This is a genomic window from Shewanella litoralis, from assembly GCF_009828585.1.
GTDB classification, from domain to species: domain Bacteria; phylum Pseudomonadota; class Gammaproteobacteria; order Enterobacterales; family Shewanellaceae; genus Shewanella; species Shewanella litoralis.
This window is the reverse complement of sequence record NZ_WSRZ01000006.1, coordinates 25,152-43,898: the sequence shown is the minus strand read 5'-3', so window position 1 is coordinate 43,898 and position 18,747 is coordinate 25,152. Positions and strand designations below refer to the sequence as shown.

The window sequence follows — 18,747 nt, the reverse complement described above, 5'->3', positions numbered from 1 at the left end:
TATTAAGATTAATATTGGGTTCAGTCGCCAGTGTGAGTTGTGATAACCTCCAAGACAATCAATTCAAGTTGATAAAATAATAATTAAAGGATCATGATGTGAGCGTTATTGAACAATATTTATCTCAGGCAGAGTCTCTTTTCCAATCTAAAAATTACTCGTCGGCTAGAATGTATGCTCGCAAAGTGGTTAAACGTGACCCTAATAATGCTTCAGCATTAACCATGTTGGGGTTAATTTATTTGCAGCAGCAACAACTGCAAGAGGCTGAATCACATCTTAAAGCGGCGCAAGCACTGGTGCCAACCTCAGTAAATGTACTGGCAGGTTTAGTGCGTATTAGTGAAGTAAAAGAAGACCATTTTGCGGCTTTGCAATTGTTACAGCAGCTATGTGAGCTTGAGCCGACTTCGCAGCAGTATCGTTATAAGCTGGCGATGGTTGCCACTAAAGTGGGAAACATGGCGCTGGCAGAGCAATGTTTTGACTGGTGTGTGAGCAATAATATGCCAGAACCTGCCGTAATGCTTAATTTAGGCCACATTCATAAAGCCAAAAGCAACACTGATATCGCCGCCGACTTTTACAAAAAATACATCAGCTTAAGCGGTAATCAATATGGTGTGGGGTATTGGAGTTTAGCCGATTTAAAGCGTTATCAATTTAGCGCTGATGATATTAGCGAGCTTGAACGCTGCGCAGGTGATACTCAGTTAAGTGCCAGCAATCATAGCTTGATACAATTTGCGTTATGTAAGGCTTTTGAGCAACACGAGCAAGTTGATAAAGCATGTCAGGCGATGTTAAAAGCCAATGAGTTAATGTCTTCTCAACGACCTTTTAAGCAGGCTCTGTTTTCAAACTTGGTGTTTTCATTGTTAAAACACCTGCCGTCAGCACAGATTGATCGACAGGCCGTGCATAGCCAAACCCCAATTTTTATCGTGGGTATGCCGCGATCTGGTACCACATTGGTGGAGCAAATTTTAGCGTGTCATACCCAGGTTGGTGCGACGGATGAACTGCCATTTATGGAGCGTTTTGCGCTGCAACTGGAAATGTCGGGCGGCTATCAAGCGCGGCTAAATAACTTAACCGCCACTGAGATGAATGCCTTTAAGGTAAAATATTTGGCTGAAGTGAATCACTATTTTGACGATGCACCTGTGTATGTGATTGATAAAAACCCAAATAACTTTTTGCATATTGGCTTGATTAAAAGCCTGTTTCCTCAAGCCAAAATCATCAATGTGGTGCGCAATACAGTCGATAATGGCTTAAGTGTGTTTAAACAATATTTTAGTCATGGTCATGACTATTCATACTCGCTCGATGGCATAAACACATATTGGGGCCACTATTTAGACATCATGGCGCATTGGGACACCCTATACCCTAATGACATCCTGCATGTGTGTTTTGAGCAGTTGGTTAATCAGCCACAGGCGCAAATTCAGCGAATGTTAGATTATTGCGGCTTAGAGACCCAGGCGCAGTGTTTTACGTTTTACGAGTCAAAGCGTGCGGTATTAACGCCAAGTGCCAGTCAGGTGAGGCAGCCGATGAACCCTAAGGCCATTGGCCAAAGTGATAAATACCGCGACTATCTGCCAGCTGAAATTGCCAAGCTAGACGCGATAGCTCAAAAAGCAGCGCAGCAGTTTTTTGGTTAACAACGATGTGACTTTATTCGCCAATACATAAACGATGGAATGTTAATAACAAAGGCGCCGATATGGCGCCTTTGTTATTTAATGATTTTTTAAGGGTGGTATTAACTCATTTTACCGTGGCAGGTTTTATAGCGCTTACCGCTGCCACAAGGGCAAGGGCTATTGCGTGTTGGCGGTGCTGTAATCTCCTGTTGATCTGCCGCCGTCGCCGAAGGTTTCATTACGCTCGCTTGAGATTGAGATTGAGATTGAGGTTCAGGTTTAGGTTGAGACGTAGGTCTAGGTTGAGCGGCTTGATGAGGCGGACTTTGACGAGTTTGGCTTAGTTCGATATTCATACACGCCACAATCACTAATTGCTCAAATGCTTTAACCGCAGAGCCAGAGTAGGTTAATTGTAGTGACGGCACCTGTTGCATGGCTTTTTTCATGGTGTGCTCACGCAGGGCATGATACTGCGGCCAACCTTGTTGCTGGCATTCAAACTGCAGCCATAGCATGCGCCAATCGGCAACAAAATCGGCAATTAATAGATTAAACGCATCAATTTCGGCCGCTGGATTTTGTGGATTATGCTTTACTTCTGCAAGCAGCTCGTTGGTTAAGTATTCCACTTCAGCGACCGGCATAATAATAGGCGCGTTATATTGCTCGGTGATGATTTCAGGCTGGGCCTCTGGCTGATAATCGAGACTGCTACAAGCTAATGGCGGCGTTTGCGAGGCAACAATTGCCCGTGAGTGGTTAAATATTGTTCGCCAGAATGCACTTGAACCTGCCAGGTCTATCACTAAATGAACTCGATATTGATCGCTGTTATTTTCAACTTTATGGTATTTCCACGAGTCGAAAATCCAACATTCTCCAGCTCCCATATGCACTTGCTTATCATGACAATAAAACTGAACCTGTTCGGTGGTGGTGATAGGAATATGCACTCGAACCCGTTTATACCAATGGTAATTAATGTCTGAATGCAATGGTACTTGTGCGCCTGGCGCTAAACGCATTAAGCGTGAACGACTCAATACTTCGCCAAATGAGGCCAATATTTGCTTAATATAGGGGCTTTTTTCAAGCGCGGCAGTTGGCTTCATTGGCCCTTTAAAATCGTTATTAAACTCACCATTGACCGATATTAATGGAATGGCCGAATTGCCTTGAAATCCCTCGTGGTGAGTCACCCAATCGTCTTCGGTAAATTGGCTAATTTCTTCAATGAGTTTAGGCACATCAAAGCGGTAAGGGAGCTGATAAAATTCATGAGGTAACTTCATTATATGACTCTCTATAAATTAACTTAATGCACCATGGCATTGTTTAAAACGTTTACCTGAGCCGCATGGGCATGGGCTATTACGTGGCACTGCAGCAAAGTCAGCCTTAGGCTGTGGCGGCGGTGCAACGTCATGCACTTGCCATTGTGCTTCAAAAACAGGTTGGTAATGTGCGCTCAAATGTTGATTAATATGATCAAGGGTATTGGCGATATTGGGCCATACTTTTTCAATGTCGTGATAATTGTCTAGCCACTTATTGGCTTTAGGTGTGGTAATCGTGTAGCGCGAATGCGGTAACGGTTGGCTGCATAGGGCGGCTAAATCTGGGTCAAACTCAATGCCAGTGAACTCACACAGTGCTTTCACTGTTTGCTCAGGTTGAGACACTAATTGGTCATACGACAACATGCACCAACGCTCGGTGGGTAACTTTTGCAATTGACTCATAATGGCATCGTTAGCCGCTTGCCATTGAAACGCCGCGATATTGTGCAACGGTTGTTGGTTTAATTTTTGCCAGTTTGGAGGTAATAACAGTGACCAGTGACGTTTATCCCAACCGGGAAGGTTAGGGTAGGTCACAAATTTATTAGAACGCCAGGCTTGCATAATGCTGCTGATATTTTCTTTGGGCTCGCGCACTAAGTATATAAACAACGCATCTGGAAATAGCGCATTAAAAAAATCAACTCGTAAGCTGTTTTTAGGGGTTTTCTCAAGCAGTCTAACCGATGATGTTTTAGGCTTTTGGCCTTTACTGTCTCGCAACTCATCACTAAAGCGTTGTTGTAATTGCTGAGCTAACTCATCGTCAATGTCGTCAGCGCTCAAGGCATTAGAGCTAAATTGACGATAGGCAATATTGAGTTTAGGAATGGTTTCAATCAATGCATGGCTTTCACCGCCAATAGTATGCAGCGATTGGCTTTTTGACAGCACTTCAAACAGTAGGGTACTGCCAGAACGTGGTGCGGATAAAATAATAATGGGCCGATCAAATGAGTGCATAGCAGTATGATGTTATTGTTATATTTGTGCTTAACATCATACTCATACTGGCATCATATGGCTACTTTATCAGCTTGAGTAATGCCTTAAAGCGCTCGCCTTGGGCAACATGTTGTAACTCAAACAATAGCGACTCAACGTTAGTGAGTTTAGCGCCATCGTTTAGCATCATTTGTACTCCTAGGGTTTTGTTTTCTAACTCTCTTGATGACACCGCATCGTTTACCACATGCACTTGAAAGTTGTTGGCCTGTAGGTCTTGGCAGGTTTGGTATACACACACGTGGGTTTCAATCCCTGCCAAAATAACGTTGCGACGGTTTAATGTGTTGAGCTGTTGCTTTACTTCATCACAATGCCAGCCGCTAAAATGTTGTTTTGCGATGGGTTGAGTCGTTTTTGAGAGTATTTGTGCTAACTCTTCACTCGTGTGGTCTAGTTTATCTGGCAGTTGCTCTAACCAAATAATAGGAATATCAAAAAGTTGCGCCCCTTGAATTAATACGGTCAGTTTTTGATGTAACATGGACGATTGTTGCATCACTTGGGCAAGCTTTCCTTGCACGTCAACAATCATTAATACACTTTGCTCTGCATTGATCATTTCGCGGTTCCTTATGCTGAGGGTTAATTGTCGAGTATTGGCCATTTTTTGTCGGGTTCAAATTGGCTTTTAGTCTATAGTGATGACAGGACGACTATGACTGGACGACTTAGGCAGGGAGCAAAGAAAGTGATGAAAAAACGAATTGTAATTTGTGCCGATGGTACATGGAATCGGCCTGAAAAGGATCTTGAAAAAGATCACGCGACCAATGTACTCAAACTTGCCCGAGCGATTAAACCACTAGGTGATGATGGTGTGCCGCAACAGGTGTTTTATGATTGGGGCATCGGCTCATATCATGACGCATTAATCGGCGGCGCAACGGGGCGTGGCTTACATAAAAACATTATGGATACCTACCGCTATATCGTGCAAAACTACTCCCCAGGTGATGACATTTATTTATTTGGCTTTAGCCGTGGCGCTTACACGGTGCGCTGTTTGTGCGGCTTAATTAATAATTGCGGAATAATCACTCGCCCCGATGCCAAATTGATTCAACAGGCATTTGAACACTATAAAATGAAATCGAAACCGTTTGCGCCAGAAGGTGAGCGCTCGGTTGAATTTAGACAACAACATTCTCATCCATCGCGCGAAGTGGCTTTTGTGGGCGTGTGGGATACCGTGGGCGCAATGGGCATCCCGGTGTCATTTTTAGGGCTATTTGAAGACAAAGATGAGTTTTACGACACCAAGCTTGGGCATAATGTTAAAGTGGCGCGCCATGCTTTGGCACTAGATGAACATCGTAGCGATTTTGAACCCACTATTTGGCAACCTCGCAGTGGCATTGATATTCAACAAGTGTGGTTTGCTGGAGCCCACAGTAATATTGGTGGTAGCTGTGCGCCTGATCGCGATGGTAGTACCTTGTCGGACATTGCCTTACAGTGGATGCTAAACCAAGCCAAAATGTTTAAGTTAACGGTTGAACTGCATTTGTCTGATACTTTGTTGCCTAATCCCATGGCTGATATTCACGATTCTTATCGTAGTTTTTATCGGGTTAAAAAACGTTTTCTACGTCAATTAGATCCAGAGTTAGTGCCGATTGTTTTACATAAATCAGTGAAAACTCGTTGGTTGAATGACAATAATTATCGACCTAAAAATTTAGTTAATTATATTGATCACTATGGTTGGCCAGATAAACTGGTCGAATAAGCCATTTTATCATTTTTGATCTGTTACTTAAGCTGTTAAGGATATCCTTTTGTTACGTTTATTTGTTTCGTTGTCGATGGCGTTTACGTTAATTATTTTACCAAGTGTACTCTCAACGGCTTTTGCAACAGTGTCGGCTAATGAGCTGTTGGTAAACGGTGCAGAGCCAGTAGTGCCCGCTAAACGAATTATTGCTTTGTCACCGCAAAGTGTTGAAATGCTTTACGCCATTGGTGCAGGGGATGCCATTGTTGCCACCACTGATTATGCCGATTACCCAGAACAAGCTAAAAATATCCCCAGCATAGGCGGGTATTACGGGGTGCAAATTGAGCGAGTCATTGAGTTAAATCCAGATTTAGTCGTCGTGTGGCAAAGCGGCAATAAAATGGAAGACATCAAGCAACTGCAAGATTTAGGCTTTAAGGTGGTTAATAGCGACCCTAAAACGTTAGCTGACGTCGCAAGCGACCTTGAACTGCTTGGCCAATTGACAGGACACGAAGCGATTGCCAATAAAGTCGCGGCAAATTATCGTCAGCAATTAGCCGATATAAAAAGTCAAAATCAAGCTAAGCCAGCGGTAAAAGTGTTTTATCAATTATGGTCAACCCCAGTTATGACAGTGGCTAAGGGGAGTTGGATCCAAAACTTGATTGAAGTGTGCCACGGTGAAAATGTATTTTATGACGCCGCCAGCGAATACCCACAAATTAGCATCGAAAATGTATTGCTAACCGGTGCAGAGGTGATTTTACAAAGCCAGGATGAAGGCAACGTATTAGGCATTAACTGGGCCGATTGGCCAGAGCTCCCCGCAGTAAAAAACCAGCATATTTATCAATTCGATGCAGACTTACTGCACCGCGCAACACCCAGAGCCATATTAGGTGTTAATGCGGTTTGTGAAGCGTTGGATAAAGTAAGAGGGTAGATGGGTTAAACTGGTGAGTTTGTGCACTGTTTCTTATGGCCTGCGGCCATACCAGAATGTTCAAACTTCGTTTGAAATAAGATCGCAAGGTTCCACCCTGCACGGGCCAAAAGGGGATCAACAGCAATCCCCTCTTGGATCACCCCTGCCGTTCCGGCAACATTTTCTGATGAGCGAAAAAATTGCGACGGAAAATTATTCAGCTTTTAACTTCGTCTGAGTGTTCTTCGGCCTTATTCGAAAATGCTAACGCTTCAGGTGGGGCGTCCCTTCCCCTCCAAAGCTAGCCCGCCATCCATGGCTAGCTCACGTCATTTTCTTCAACGGCCTCAAGTTCAGAGTTGAATTTGGACTGTTGCAAGCAAGATACGTATCTCATTTGTGCCCCAAAGTAGGTTACAGCCGGTAAGCAGCACAGCTAAATAACAAGCTATGTGGCCTACCTATACTAATCCATGAAAGGCACTAACTCATTGCTTTCAGAAAAACTGTGCAATTTAAACTTGATAATTACAGCGATGAGCATCAACACTTCTAACCGCTTAAGACAACGGCTTTTTCAATGTCTTAGTCCCATTCCGTATTGTGGCCTTTTTTAGCCTCTTATCCTAGAGCCTGTGTTCTATATAGAAGGAGTCTCGAATATTACAAATTTCTTTAAGCATTACATTTTGCTTTTCAAAGGCTTCCTCAAATATTGCAATGACCAGCTGCTCATCCGTAAATTTATCATCTGTATGCTCTTTTAGTAAGTACTGCTCAATCTCATTAATTAAATGGGGGGAAGCGTACTCATAAATTACTTTCACAATAATTGAATCTGCGGCAAGTAGTGCGTCGTAAACCTTGTGACTCGGGTATAACATTTCTACAGAGATGCCCGGTAAATTTTTGGTGAGGTTGAGTCTGTTTACAGCTAACTCCATCGCCTTATCTAAGTGTTCGGCTTTAAACTGAATTTTCCATTGGCTATACGCTAATACCGCCAAAATCAAACCTAGAAATGCCGCTCCGCCGCCCAGTATGGTGAATACCCATGACATTCTGTCGCTCCAAGTAGGGCTTACGGCGCCAATCAAGACAGCCAACAATGTTAAGCAGGTAACCGCTACTATTGCGAGTGCAGCGCCGTGTAATTTTTCCTTCATTCAATATTAATCCCTGTAATAGTAAGTTATACAATATGATGCTATTGAAGAGCTTTTACCAGTATTCCTTCTATTGTATCAATAGTGGTTTGATACAATAGAAGAACACCCAATCGATAACCGAATATATGCTCTAAATCTCCAATTGTTAAAAACTTTTGTAAAACTGAAAGATCGTTATAATGAACCAAATACATGTCATCTAGTGCGTAAATGGTATCGACATTATCTCATAGGTATTTTAATCCGAAACTCCTCGATTAGAGTTGGATATCTAACTAAACATTGTCCAAAAACGAGTTGGTCTTAGCTTTCAAATGCTCAAATTCAACTCTGAACTTGAGGCCGTTGAAGAAAATGACGTGAGCCCAGACATGGATGTCTGGCTAGCTTTAGAGGGGAAGGGACGCCCCATCTGAAGCGTTAGCATTTTCGAATAAGGCCGAAGCAGGCTACAAACGCGGTCAGAAGATGGATTGATCCACGTCGCGAAATTATCGCTTTTCAGATAATTTTGATGTGGCGGCTGGGAGCTCCAAGAGGGAACAGCCGTTGGTTTCCTCTTGGTCTGGTGTGGGCGAAGCGCCACGACGTTAGTGGCCGCAGGCCATAAAGCACATAAAGTACAAAGCAAAACAAACACCTGGATTCCGGCTCAAAAGCATTACCGGAAAGACGCCGTATTTGGCCGCTGTAAGGTGGAATCTTGCAGTCTTAAACATTAGTGGCCGCAGGCCATAAAGAACAAAAAGTATAAAGCAAAACAAACACCTGGATCCCGGCTTAAAAGCATTGCCGGGACGACGAGAAGGGGTTAATAAGTTTTGTTCAAAAACGAGTCAGTCGCTGGTGTGGGCGAAGCGCCACGACGTTAGTGGCCGCAGGCCATAAAGGACAAACACCTGGATTCCGGCTCAAAAACATTGCCGGAAAGACGCCGTATTTGGCCTGTGCAGGGTGGAACCTTGCGATCTTAAGCGTTAGTGGCCGTAGGCCATAGATACAAAAAGTACATAAGTACAAAGCAAACCAAGTGTCCGCTCGGACACTTTCCTCATTATCGGACAGTTTTTAAATCTGTCCGCGGACACTTTTAACGTGTTCGGCTATCGCTTTAAATCATTATCTTTATGAAAAATAACAACAAATAACTATTGGCATGGCTTGTGCTTTATCCTGGGTATAAACGTGAAGTAGTACGTGCTGTCAACGTGTTACCTAAGGATTTGAGATGATTAAAGACACAAGTAGCCAAGATACCCTTGTAGCGCCGAAGCTAGGGCGCAAGCTGCGCCTACCTTTAATAATAGGTTGTGGCGCCATATTGATGAGCGCGTTAGTGTGGGCAAGTTTTAGTCACGACAGTAACCAGCGTTCAGTTGATGGCGCCGATTTACGCATGGCAACGCTCACTCGTGGCACCCTAGTGAGAGACATTGCCACCACAGGTAAAATTGTCGCCGCCAATGCGCCGATTTTATACAGCACTGAAGAAGGTGTGGTGACGCTATTAAGCCAACCTGGTGATGAGGTTGAACTTGGGCAAGTGGTGGCGAAGGTTGAAAGCCCACGTTTGCAAAGCGAGTTGCAGCAACAGCAATCATTACTTGAAGGTATGCAAGGCAGCCTTGAGCGGGCTAAGTTAGATGCCCGCCGAGAGCAACTGCGCGTCAGCCAGATTTTAGACATGGCGAAAGTAGATTTAGAAGCGGCAGAACGTGAAAGCCGTCGTGGCGATCAACTGATTGAATCAAGCTTGATCAGCAGAATTGATTTTGAAAAAAGCAAAGATGATTTACATAAAGCCAAACTGTTGCACAAACATGCCCAGCAAGAAGTTGAGTTAATGCGCGATACCCTCAGTTTTGAAATTAAAAACCGTACCCTTGAAGTTCAGCGTCAGGCCTTAGTGGTACGCGAACTTACACGACAAGCGAATGCGCTGAATATTGTTGCGCCAGTGAACGGCATTATTGGCAACTGGCTGGTGGAACAAAAAGCCCGTATTGGTGCGAGTCAGCCGATGTTAACCGTTGTGGATTTAACCGCCTTTGAAGCAGAGCTTGCTGTACCCGAGTCTTATGCCGATGAACTGGGATTAGGCATGGATGTCGAGTTGAGTTTTGGCAACCTGAATGTGGTTGGGCAGTTGTCGTCTATTTCACCCGAAGTGAGAAACCGCGAAGTGACTGCAAGAGTGCGTTTTGCTAACAGTGACAGCTTGTCTTTACGTCAAAACCAGCGCCTGTCTGCCCGAGTCTTACTGGAAAACAAACCTAATGTATTAATCGTCAAACGCGGTGATTTTCTCAATATGGGCGGCGAAGTGGCTTACCAAGTTAACGAGGCTATCGCCCAAAAGAAAGCCGTTAAATTGGGCGCTCGCAGTATGAGCCAGGTTGAAGTGCTTGAAGGTGGTGAAGAAGGTGATGTATGGGTGATATCTGGCACCGAAACCTTTAAAAATGATCCCACGATTCAAATCAGATAGCTAAGTCGATAAACAAGTAAATTAACAGACACTTAACTGAGTAAGGACATTCCATGACTTTTATTCAACGTAGACAGCTTATCGCGCTAGCGGCGTTATTTATTCTTGCAATGGCTGTGAGTTATCGTATTGATAATCATACAGATTGGTTATCGGTTAGTTTGCAATTAATTGATATTAGCAGCCATGCCAGCACGCGATTAATAGACATCAATTCAGCGTTTAGCTTGCACATTAATATTAACGACATGCTTAAAGTTAATCTGCAGTTTTAGCCCATTTAGAGTAATAACATCGCCTTAGCGCTGTTCTTACATGACTCAATTGAGCATTAGTATTCAGACGAGTAAGACATTCGCAGTAGAAGCACTGGAATGCAACAACCTAATAAACCAAGGAAGCCAATATGTTATCGATGAAAAATATCAGCAAGGTGTTTAAAACCGACCTCGTTGAAACCCACGCGCTACGCGATTTTAACCTTGAAGTGAATGAGGGCGAGTTTGTTGCGGTAACAGGGCCTTCTGGTTCAGGTAAAACCACCTTTTTGAATATTGCAGGTTTGCTCGAAGGCTTTAGTTCGGGCGAATACAGCCTTGATGGCGTGAATGTGTCTAATTTAAGTGATAACCACAGCGCTAAAGTGCGTAATGAAAAAATTGGTTTTATCTTTCAGGGTTTTAATTTAATTCCCGATCTTAATTTAGCCGAAAACGTTGAGGTGCCTTTGCGTTATCGCGGTATGAATGCCAGCGAGCGTAAGCGCCGAGTTGAGTCCGCGTTAGAGCAAGTCGGCTTAGGTGCGCGGATGAAGCATTTACCGACACAATTGTCTGGCGGACAACAGCAGCGGGTGGCCATTGCGCGAGCGTTAGCAGGCGAACCACGCTTTTTACTCGCCGATGAACCCACAGGAAATTTAGACAGTTTAATGGCGCGCCAGGTGATGGAGCTTTTAGAGAATATTAATCAACAAGGCACCACCATTATTATGGTGACACATGACTCGGAATTGGCACGCCGTGCTCAGCGCAATATTCAAATTGTCGATGGCCAAGTGTGTGATTTTTCGATGTACCAATCAGCGGCTACCGGCACTCGCTAAGGGGAACACTATGTTTTTTTATTATTGCGATTTAGCCTGGCGAAGTATACGTAAAACACCGATGTTATCGATGTTAATGGTGTTGGCTATTTCGATTGGGATCGGCATTACCATTACCACGTTAAATGTGTATAAAACCATGTCTTATAACCCGGCTGGTGAGCGTAGTGAAGTGATTAATTCGGTGCAGCTTTGGAGCCAAGGCCTAGATACCTGGGATGAGTTTATTTCAAGCATCACCTACACCGATGCAATGAACTTGCGTAATAACGATGAATTAAACCTAAAAGCGGCGACTTATCGGACCGGTTTAGCGTTGCAGTCTGACAACCCAAAAATTGAGCCAGTTTTACAAAGTGTGCGGGTGACCGACAGAGACTTTTTCAGGATTTTTTCGGTGCCATTTTTATATGGCAGTTATTGGGACGCCAGCGTTGATTTGCGCCCCGCGTATCAAGTGGTGATTAGCCAAAAGTTAAACCTACGCTTTTTTGAAGGCAAAAACAGTGTGGGTAAAACAGTATTTTTAGACCGTAAACCGTACCAGATTGTGGGGGTGATTGAAGACTGGAATCCACAACCTAAATATTACGATCCGCTCAATGGTGCCTTTAATGACGCAGAAGAAATATTTATTCCGTTCTCGTTAACAGGACAGGAAGAATTTGATGTGTGGGGTAACACTAGTGGTTGGAAGTTCGAACCCATGCTCACTTACAGCGACCGCTTAGCATCAGAGAAAGTGTGGATTCAGTTTTGGACAGAGCTTAACAGCGAAGATGAAAAGCAAAACTACCACAGTTGGTTAACCCGTTATGTTGAGCAGCAACGTGCTATTGGTCGCTTTACTGATACCGCTAAAACCCCTGCAGAAGCCGTGCAAATTAGCGATATCGATAAATGGCTTGAAGACAGTAATGTGGTGCCAGAAGACAACAAAATTCTGGTCGGTTTAAGCTTGCTGTTTTTAAGCGTGTGCCTGGTCAATATTCTTGGGCTGTTACTGACTAAATTTTTAAAGCGCGCACCAGAAGTGGGTGTTCGACGCGCTATTGGTGCCAGCCGTGGGCAGATATTTAGTCAGTACATGGTTGAGGTGGGCATGATTGGCTTTATTGGTGGAGTGGTAGGGTTGTTATGGGCTTGGGGCTCGTTAACCGCGCTACACAGTTATTTTTCAATGGACCAAAGTGTCACCGGCCTTGATGCAAGTATGTGGATTATTACCCCGTTAATTGCTATTTCTACCGCGGTTTTGGCAGGAGTTTATCCTGCATGGGTGGTGTGCCGCACTAAACCTAGTGTGTATTTAAAAACTCAATAACGGATTAAATAAGGACATCACCATGTTACATATCAAACCGATTTTATCCAGTTTAATGCGCAGTAAAAGCGCGCCGATTTTATTACTGTTGCAGATCATTTTATCTGTGGCGATTGTGTCCAATGCGAGTTTTATTATTAACGAACGCTTGTCGTTAATGCAGCGTGAATCGGGTTATGCAGAAGAACAAATACTCACGTTTAGTATGTACAACTTTGATCCTGCAATCGACAACATAAAACAAAACCAAGTAGACCAACAAATTTTACGTTCGCTGCCCAATGTGATTGATGCCAGTTATAGCAATATGTTGCCATTAAGCGACAGCGGTTGGATGGATCGCTATGTTGATGGCCCTGATGCTGACACGGCTAAAGGCACCCCTGGTTTTGCCTTTTACTTAGGTAATGAGCACTTACTCAATGTGATGGGCGCTAAGTTAATTGCCGGGCGAAACTTTACCGCCGATGAAATTAATACCAACCTAGATGACAGCGGCATGATGGCGTTAGTATCGCAGCCCCTCGCTAAGGCTTTTTGGGGGGAAGAATCACCGCTGGGTAAAACCATGTATCAGGGCGCACAAGCCGTCACCATTATTGGTGTGGTCGATAAGCTACAAGGGGCTTGGATTGACCATGAAAACTTTGAATACAGCGTGATCCAAAATATCGATTTTGGTGGCAGCAGCAGTAATAAATCTTATATGGTGCGGGCATTGCCTGAGCATATTCCTGCATTAGAAGAAACCATCCGTAAAGCGCTGCATGCTGAAAATCCAAACCGAGTGTTAGATCATTTTCAAACACTCAGTGAGATAAAAAATCTCACCTACAGTAACCATCGTTTAATGGCGACAGTATTAAGTATTATGGTGATCTTACTGTTACTGATTACCGCGCTAGGATTAACGGGTATGGTGATGTTTAATATTCAACGTCGCACCAAACAAATTGGTACTCGACGTGCCCTTGGCGCTAAAAAAAGAGACATCATTCAATATTTTATGGTGGAAAACTACTTGATATGTATTGTGGGTGGCGTGATTGGTGGCATGTTAGCCTTAGTCTTGGGTCAGCAATTAATGTCGCTATATAGTTTACCTATGGTGCCAGTGATTTATCCGCTTGTCTCAGTGATTGGCTTACTAGTGGTAACAACGTTGGCGGTAATCGTGCCTGCATCTAAAGCTGCGAATATTTCGCCTGCCATGGCAACGCGCAGTGTGTAAGTTCGCGATTGTTATTCGAATTTTATGTTGTTTTACGGTAGCTTAATGCTACCGTTATTTACAAATTACTCAATGAGAGCCATATCATCGTAATGGATACTATTTTAATTGTTGATGACAACCACGCTATTTGCCAGGCACTTGCACTGATGATTGAGTTGCATGGCTATGATGCCATTTATTGTCATTCGCCCGATGATGCCATTGATATTGTTAGCAATAAAGAGATCTGCCTGGTCATTCAAGACATGAACTTTAGCCGCGACACCACCTCGGGTGAAGAAGGCAAGCAACTGTTTTATGCTTTGCGTCAGTTACAGCCAAATTTACCAATTATTTTAATGACCGCCTGGACTCAGTTAGAAACCGCAGTGGAGTTGGTTAAAGCCGGTGCGGCCGATTACATGGGTAAACCCTGGGATGATGCCAAGTTATTAACCAGCATCGCTAATTTGTTGTCGATATACCGTTTATCACAACAAAACAATCAACTAACCCGGGTCCACAGTGACCGAATGTCGGCCATTAATGGTGCTGAGTTATGTGGGCTTGTGTTTGCCAGTGGGGCAATGCAGCGTTGTGTCGATTTAGCCTTACAAGTGGCACGCTCTGATGTGTCGGTGATGATCACTGGTCCAAATGGCGCCGGCAAAGACAAAATAGCCGACATTTTACAGGCTAACTCGCCGCTTAAAGATAAGCCTTTTATTAAGGTCAACATTGGGGCGTTACCAATGGACTTATTAGAAGCAGAGCTGTTTGGTGCTGAAGCTGGCGCATTTACCGGCGCCAATAAAACCCGCATGGGCCGATTTGAAGCCGCCGATGGGGGCACATTATTTTTAGACGAGATTGGTAATTTGCCATTGTCTGGCCAAGTAAAACTATTGCGGGTATTGCAAACTGGTGAGTTTGAACGTTTAGGTAGTCATCAAACCCGTAAAGTGAACGTGCGGGTGATTAGTGCGACCAACGCTGACCTTGCCGATGACATTGCCAATGGACGCTTTCGTGAAGATTTGTTTTATCGTTTAAACGTGATTGAGCTCAGTGTGCCGCCGCTTAAACAGCGCCAAGATGATATTTTACCGCTTATTAGTCATTTTATGGGCGAGCAGTTTACGCTAGATAAAGTAACCCAACAGGCGTTAATTACTCATTGCTGGTCTGGTAATGTACGCGAGCTTGAAAATGCCTGCAAACGGGCGTCATTACTGGCCACATCGGCACAGTTAACCATTCATGACTTTGGTTTAAACACATTGCCTGCAGATCAAATTGAAGCGGGTGCGAGCCATAATAATCTAAGCCCATCTTTTTCTACTCCACCCGTTGAGTTGCAAGATAATGCGCCCTTAATCAATGAGCCTGATAAACAGCAAATAGAAGCGGCATTAACTCAACATAATGGTGTTATTGCCAGAGTGGCTAAGTCATTTGGTTTAAGCCGTCAGGCCTTGTATCGGCGTATGGATAAATTTGGTATTCGAGACACTAAATCATGATGTTGTCGCTGCGAACTAAACTGGTGTTAACCAATATGCTTAGCTGCCTGCTAGGGGTACTTTCTGGCGCGCTAGTATGGTTTAGCCTGGGTGACAGCGCCTTATGGTTAGCGCTGATTGTGATGCTGGTGGTTTGCTATTTTTGCAGCACCTGGCTAACAAAACGATTAAGCGATAGCTTGCAAGCACTTGAAATCGGTTTACTTAATTTTAAAGACAACGATTTTAGCGTGTCTTTGCATCCTTATGGTGAACCACAGCTTGATAACCTAGTGCATTTATATAACCAAGCGTCTGCCAAGCTGCGCAGTGAGCGTCAATTTATTTACCAGCGTGAGTTAATGCTAGATAAAGTCATCCAGAACTCGCCAAATGTGATGTTATTGATTGATGATTCTCAGCGGGTTATTTATGCCAATGGCGCCGCAAGACATTTATTTAACCATGGGGTTAACGTTGAAGGTATGTTAATGCCAGAGTTGGCTGAAATGTTACCTGACTCGCTCAAAAATGCCTTAAACAGCGAGCAAGAAGGGCTGTTTGCAATGACGGATAACGAGGCAGGTGAAGCTGGGGATAATGTAACAGACGGCGATGTTGAAACCTGGCATATTTCCCGTGGTCGTTTTACCCAGAATAACCAACAACATCATTTAATTTTGCTCAACCAACTGACCAAAGAGCTAAATCGCCAAGAAGTGGCGGTATGGAAAAAGGTGATTCGGATTATCAGCCATGAGCTTAATAATTCGGTTGCGCCAATCGCGTCGATGGTGAACTCGGGTAAGTTGTTAACTCAGCATTTAGATAATTCTAAATTGCAGCTCATTTTTGACACCATCGAAAACCGCACCAGTCACTTAAGTCAGTTTATCTCTCACTATGCACAATTTGCTAAGTTACCTTTACCGCAAAAAGTGCTGGTCGACTGGGCGCGTATGACGCAACAATTGACCCAGCAATATTCGTTTAAGCTATTAACGCCGCTGCCAACCTTAGACATCAAGCTCGACGCGGTGCAATTAGAGCAAGTGTTAATTAATTTACTTAAAAATGCCCATGAATCGGGAGCAGACAAAGACAGCGTGTCATTGGCATTTGAAGAAACTACTCACCCTGTGAGCGGATTATTGATTAAGGTAGATGATCTCGGCTCTGGCATGTCTTCAGAGGTATTGTCACAAGCCTTGTTACCTTTTTATTCCACCAAACAGTCGGGTACTGGCATTGGCTTACCATTGTGCCGTGAAATAATAGAAGCGCATGGCGGGCGAATGAGTATGCAAAACCGCCCAGAAGGCGGTTTAAGTGTTAAAGTATGGTTGCCACTTTAGCGAGGACTTGAAGGTTAGTTCAAGACGTTTCTTTGGCGACTATCGGAGCTCAATTGTGGACTAACTGCCCGCCTTTTATCAATCACAGTTAATCACTCACTACCGCGCGAATTAATCCCTGTTGAAACCAGGTTTGCATGGTCTGCAATACCATCATTGGGGCTGATTGTTCGTCGTGCCATTCGAGCATTTGTTCGCACTGCTCGGCAAAGTTGTTGCCCTGAATAAAGCCCAGTAATAAGGCATGTTGTGCTGCGGTGAGGGAGGCAAATTCGGTTAAGCGTGTTTGGCCGCGCCATAGTAACCAGGCTCTAGTTGACTGGTAATCAGGTGCGGGTGGCGTGGAATCGGCTTTTAATGCTTGCCAGGCTTCGACGGCATTACTGCTACAAGTAAATATTTGTACGCTGGGATGAAAGCGCAAACAACAATTAGGCCACAACTCTGGCGATATAGCCTGCAAATCACTAAAGCTCGCGCTAGTGCTGTCGGCGGCGTCAAAAGCATTAAGTAAGCGTCGTTCAAATCGTGCTAAATCGGCAATAATAGGATGTTGTTTAAAAAATAAATCTTGCTGTAAAAAATCGGGCAAAGCATCACAAAATTGCCTCAGAGATTGATTGGCCGATGGATGCGCGCGCGTGTAGTCAGCAGCCATCTTATCGAACAGATCATCACCTAAATAGCGGCCCAGTATTTCATGGTCGGTTTCAATGGTTTCTTTTAGTCGAATTCGATATGCATTGGCGTAAATCGCTAAGCGAATATCTGCGCTTATCCCTGCTTGTTGAGACATATTAGCCTGCATAGCGGATTGACATTTATTGTGGTCGTTGTTGGTCTCATCTGACAATAAATACGCCATAAACTGCTGCTGTATTTCAGCTAAGCGGCTCATGATGGTACCCGCAATATTGGCTTATTATCTACTTTATGATCACTTGTTTGTGATTGATGACCAAATCGAGACTGACTTAAGGTGTGAAATTCTGCTTGGGCACTGTCTGCAAAGGTGAGTTCGGCAATGTGTTTAGCCTGGCGTAATTCATCATAAAGCGCAGGAAATTGCGGAATATTGGCATCGCGTTCTATCATGGTACTAATGGGACCAAAGCGCTCAAGTGCTGCCTGGTATAGTGTCCAAACAGACGTCGGCACATCGTGGTCATGGGTGTCGATAACATAATCGCCGTAATCGCTGTGGCCTGCTAAATGAAATTGTTGTACCCGGCGAGGGTCGATTTTTTTAAGATAGTCGAGTGGATTAAAATGATGATTACGGGCGCTGACATAAATATTATTAATATCGAGTAACACTAGGCAATCTGCCGCTTCAGCTACTTGGCTTAAAAAGTCCCATTCGTCCATAGTTGAATCTTGATAGGACAAATAGCTCGACACATTTTCGAGTAATATTCGGCGGCCTAACACATCTTGAACCTGGCGCACTCGCTCTGCCACATGGTTAACGGTTTCTTCGGTATAGGGGAGAGGCAATAAATCGTGGCTATTAACACCATGAATGGATGTCCAACAAATATGGTCTGAAATCCATTTTGGTTGAATGTCGTTACTGAGTTTTTTTAAGGCTTTAAGATAGTCCATATCTAAGGGGTCGGTGCTGCCAATTGACATCGACACGCCATGCATTACCACAGGATATTGTTCGGCAATCGCTTCTAGATAGTAACGCGGTTTACCGCCGGCAACTAAGAAGTTTTCAGACAACACCTCAAACCAATCAATATCTGGTTGGTGTTGTAAAATATGCTCGAAATGATCGGTGCGTAACCCCAATCCAAATCCGAGAAAGTCTTGTTTTATTATTGATTCTGGCATTGAGCGATCCCATCATTATGGTTAACAGGTTGATGCCCTAGTTGGAATCGGGGCGCTAGGGCCATCAACCTTAAGTTTAACTATTGAGATAAACTAACTTA

The 18,747-nt window shown here is 43.9% G+C and carries 16 protein-coding genes; 10 read left to right on the top strand and 6 right to left on the bottom strand.

The genetic code is table 11. The features are described 5' to 3' along the window. The first annotated feature begins 98 nt into the window (after positions 1-98). A complete protein-coding gene (locus GQA99_RS06960; protein WP_229785921.1) occupies positions 99-1,673 on the top strand; it encodes a tetratricopeptide repeat-containing sulfotransferase family protein in 1,575 nt (524 codons plus the stop codon). Positions 1,674-1,774: 101 nt separating this feature from the next. Here the strand turns inward: GQA99_RS06960 and GQA99_RS06955 are convergent, their stop codons facing one another. From GQA99_RS06955 to GQA99_RS06945, 3 genes are all read right to left on the bottom strand, one after another. Beyond that, on the bottom strand, positions 1,775-2,950 hold the full coding sequence (locus GQA99_RS06955; protein ID WP_160053173.1) for an aspartyl/asparaginyl beta-hydroxylase domain-containing protein: 1,176 nt from the start codon (positions 2,948-2,950) through the stop codon (positions 1,775-1,777). Between the two features lie 18 nt (positions 2,951-2,968). Then, a complete protein-coding gene (locus tag GQA99_RS06950; protein ID WP_160053172.1) occupies positions 2,969-3,961 on the bottom strand; it encodes a sulfotransferase family protein in 993 nt (330 codons plus the stop codon). Positions 3,962-4,022: 61 nt separating this feature from the next. Beyond that, entirely contained in the window at positions 4,023-4,565 is a 543-nt protein-coding gene (locus tag GQA99_RS06945) for an isochorismatase family protein (RefSeq protein ID WP_160053171.1), read from the bottom strand. 132 nt (positions 4,566-4,697) lie between these two features. Between GQA99_RS06945 and GQA99_RS06940 the strand changes: the two genes are divergently transcribed. Next, a complete protein-coding gene (locus tag GQA99_RS06940) occupies positions 4,698-5,735 on the top strand; it encodes a T6SS phospholipase effector Tle1-like catalytic domain-containing protein (protein ID WP_160053170.1) in 1,038 nt (345 codons plus the stop codon). Between the two features lie 49 nt (positions 5,736-5,784). Continuing rightward, positions 5,785-6,669: a cobalamin-binding protein gene (locus tag GQA99_RS06935; RefSeq protein WP_268244224.1), complete on the top strand. Its 885-nt coding sequence runs from the start codon at positions 5,785-5,787 to the stop codon at positions 6,667-6,669. Between the two features lie 608 nt (positions 6,670-7,277). On the opposite strand, the gene GQA99_RS06930 is transcribed toward GQA99_RS06935, so the two are convergent. Beyond that, positions 7,278-7,817: a hypothetical protein gene (locus GQA99_RS06930; RefSeq protein WP_160053169.1), complete on the bottom strand. Its 540-nt coding sequence runs from the start codon at positions 7,815-7,817 to the stop codon at positions 7,278-7,280. Positions 7,818-9,048: 1,231 nt separating this feature from the next. Between GQA99_RS06930 and GQA99_RS06925 the strand changes: the two genes are divergently transcribed. The 7 genes from GQA99_RS06925 (at position 9,049) to GQA99_RS06895 (ending at position 16,807) form a co-directional block, all read left to right on the top strand. Next, positions 9,049-10,308, top strand: a complete 1,260-nt coding sequence (locus GQA99_RS06925) for an efflux RND transporter periplasmic adaptor subunit (protein ID WP_160053168.1) — start codon at positions 9,049-9,051, stop codon at positions 10,306-10,308. Between the two features lie 53 nt (positions 10,309-10,361). Continuing rightward, on the top strand, positions 10,362-10,583 hold the full coding sequence (locus tag GQA99_RS06920) for a hypothetical protein (RefSeq protein WP_160053167.1): 222 nt from the start codon (positions 10,362-10,364) through the stop codon (positions 10,581-10,583). A 131-nt stretch (positions 10,584-10,714) separates the two neighbouring features. Further along, positions 10,715-11,413, top strand: coding sequence for an ABC transporter ATP-binding protein (locus tag GQA99_RS06915; protein WP_160053166.1), 699 nt, complete (start codon positions 10,715-10,717; stop codon positions 11,411-11,413). Positions 11,414-11,423: 10 nt separating this feature from the next. Continuing rightward, positions 11,424-12,737 (top strand): ABC transporter permease, encoded by a 1,314-nt coding sequence (locus tag GQA99_RS06910; protein WP_160053165.1) that lies wholly within the window; start codon positions 11,424-11,426, stop codon positions 12,735-12,737. Between the two features lie 22 nt (positions 12,738-12,759). Next, on the top strand, positions 12,760-13,968 hold the full coding sequence (locus GQA99_RS06905; protein WP_160053164.1) for an FtsX-like permease family protein: 1,209 nt from the start codon (positions 12,760-12,762) through the stop codon (positions 13,966-13,968). A 92-nt stretch (positions 13,969-14,060) separates the two neighbouring features. Continuing rightward, positions 14,061-15,473: a sigma-54-dependent transcriptional regulator gene (locus GQA99_RS06900; protein ID WP_160053163.1), complete on the top strand. Its 1,413-nt coding sequence runs from the start codon at positions 14,061-14,063 to the stop codon at positions 15,471-15,473. After that, on the top strand, positions 15,473-16,807 hold the full coding sequence (locus GQA99_RS06895; RefSeq protein ID WP_160053280.1) for a sensor histidine kinase: 1,335 nt from the start codon (positions 15,473-15,475) through the stop codon (positions 16,805-16,807). The genes GQA99_RS06900 and GQA99_RS06895 overlap by 1 nt, the downstream gene beginning before the upstream one ends. A gap of 88 nt (positions 16,808-16,895) precedes the next feature. Here GQA99_RS06895 and GQA99_RS06890 read toward each other — a convergent pair whose 3' ends face one another. Together GQA99_RS06890 and bufB are read right to left on the bottom strand one after the other, a co-directional pair. After that, positions 16,896-17,705, bottom strand: a complete 810-nt coding sequence (locus GQA99_RS06890; protein ID WP_160053162.1) for an HvfC/BufC N-terminal domain-containing protein — start codon at positions 17,703-17,705, stop codon at positions 16,896-16,898. Then, positions 17,702-18,646 (bottom strand): MNIO family bufferin maturase, encoded by a 945-nt coding sequence (gene bufB, locus GQA99_RS06885; protein ID WP_229785922.1) that lies wholly within the window; start codon positions 18,644-18,646, stop codon positions 17,702-17,704. The genes GQA99_RS06890 and bufB overlap by 4 nt, the downstream gene beginning before the upstream one ends. Positions 18,647-18,747: the final 101 nt, after the last annotated feature.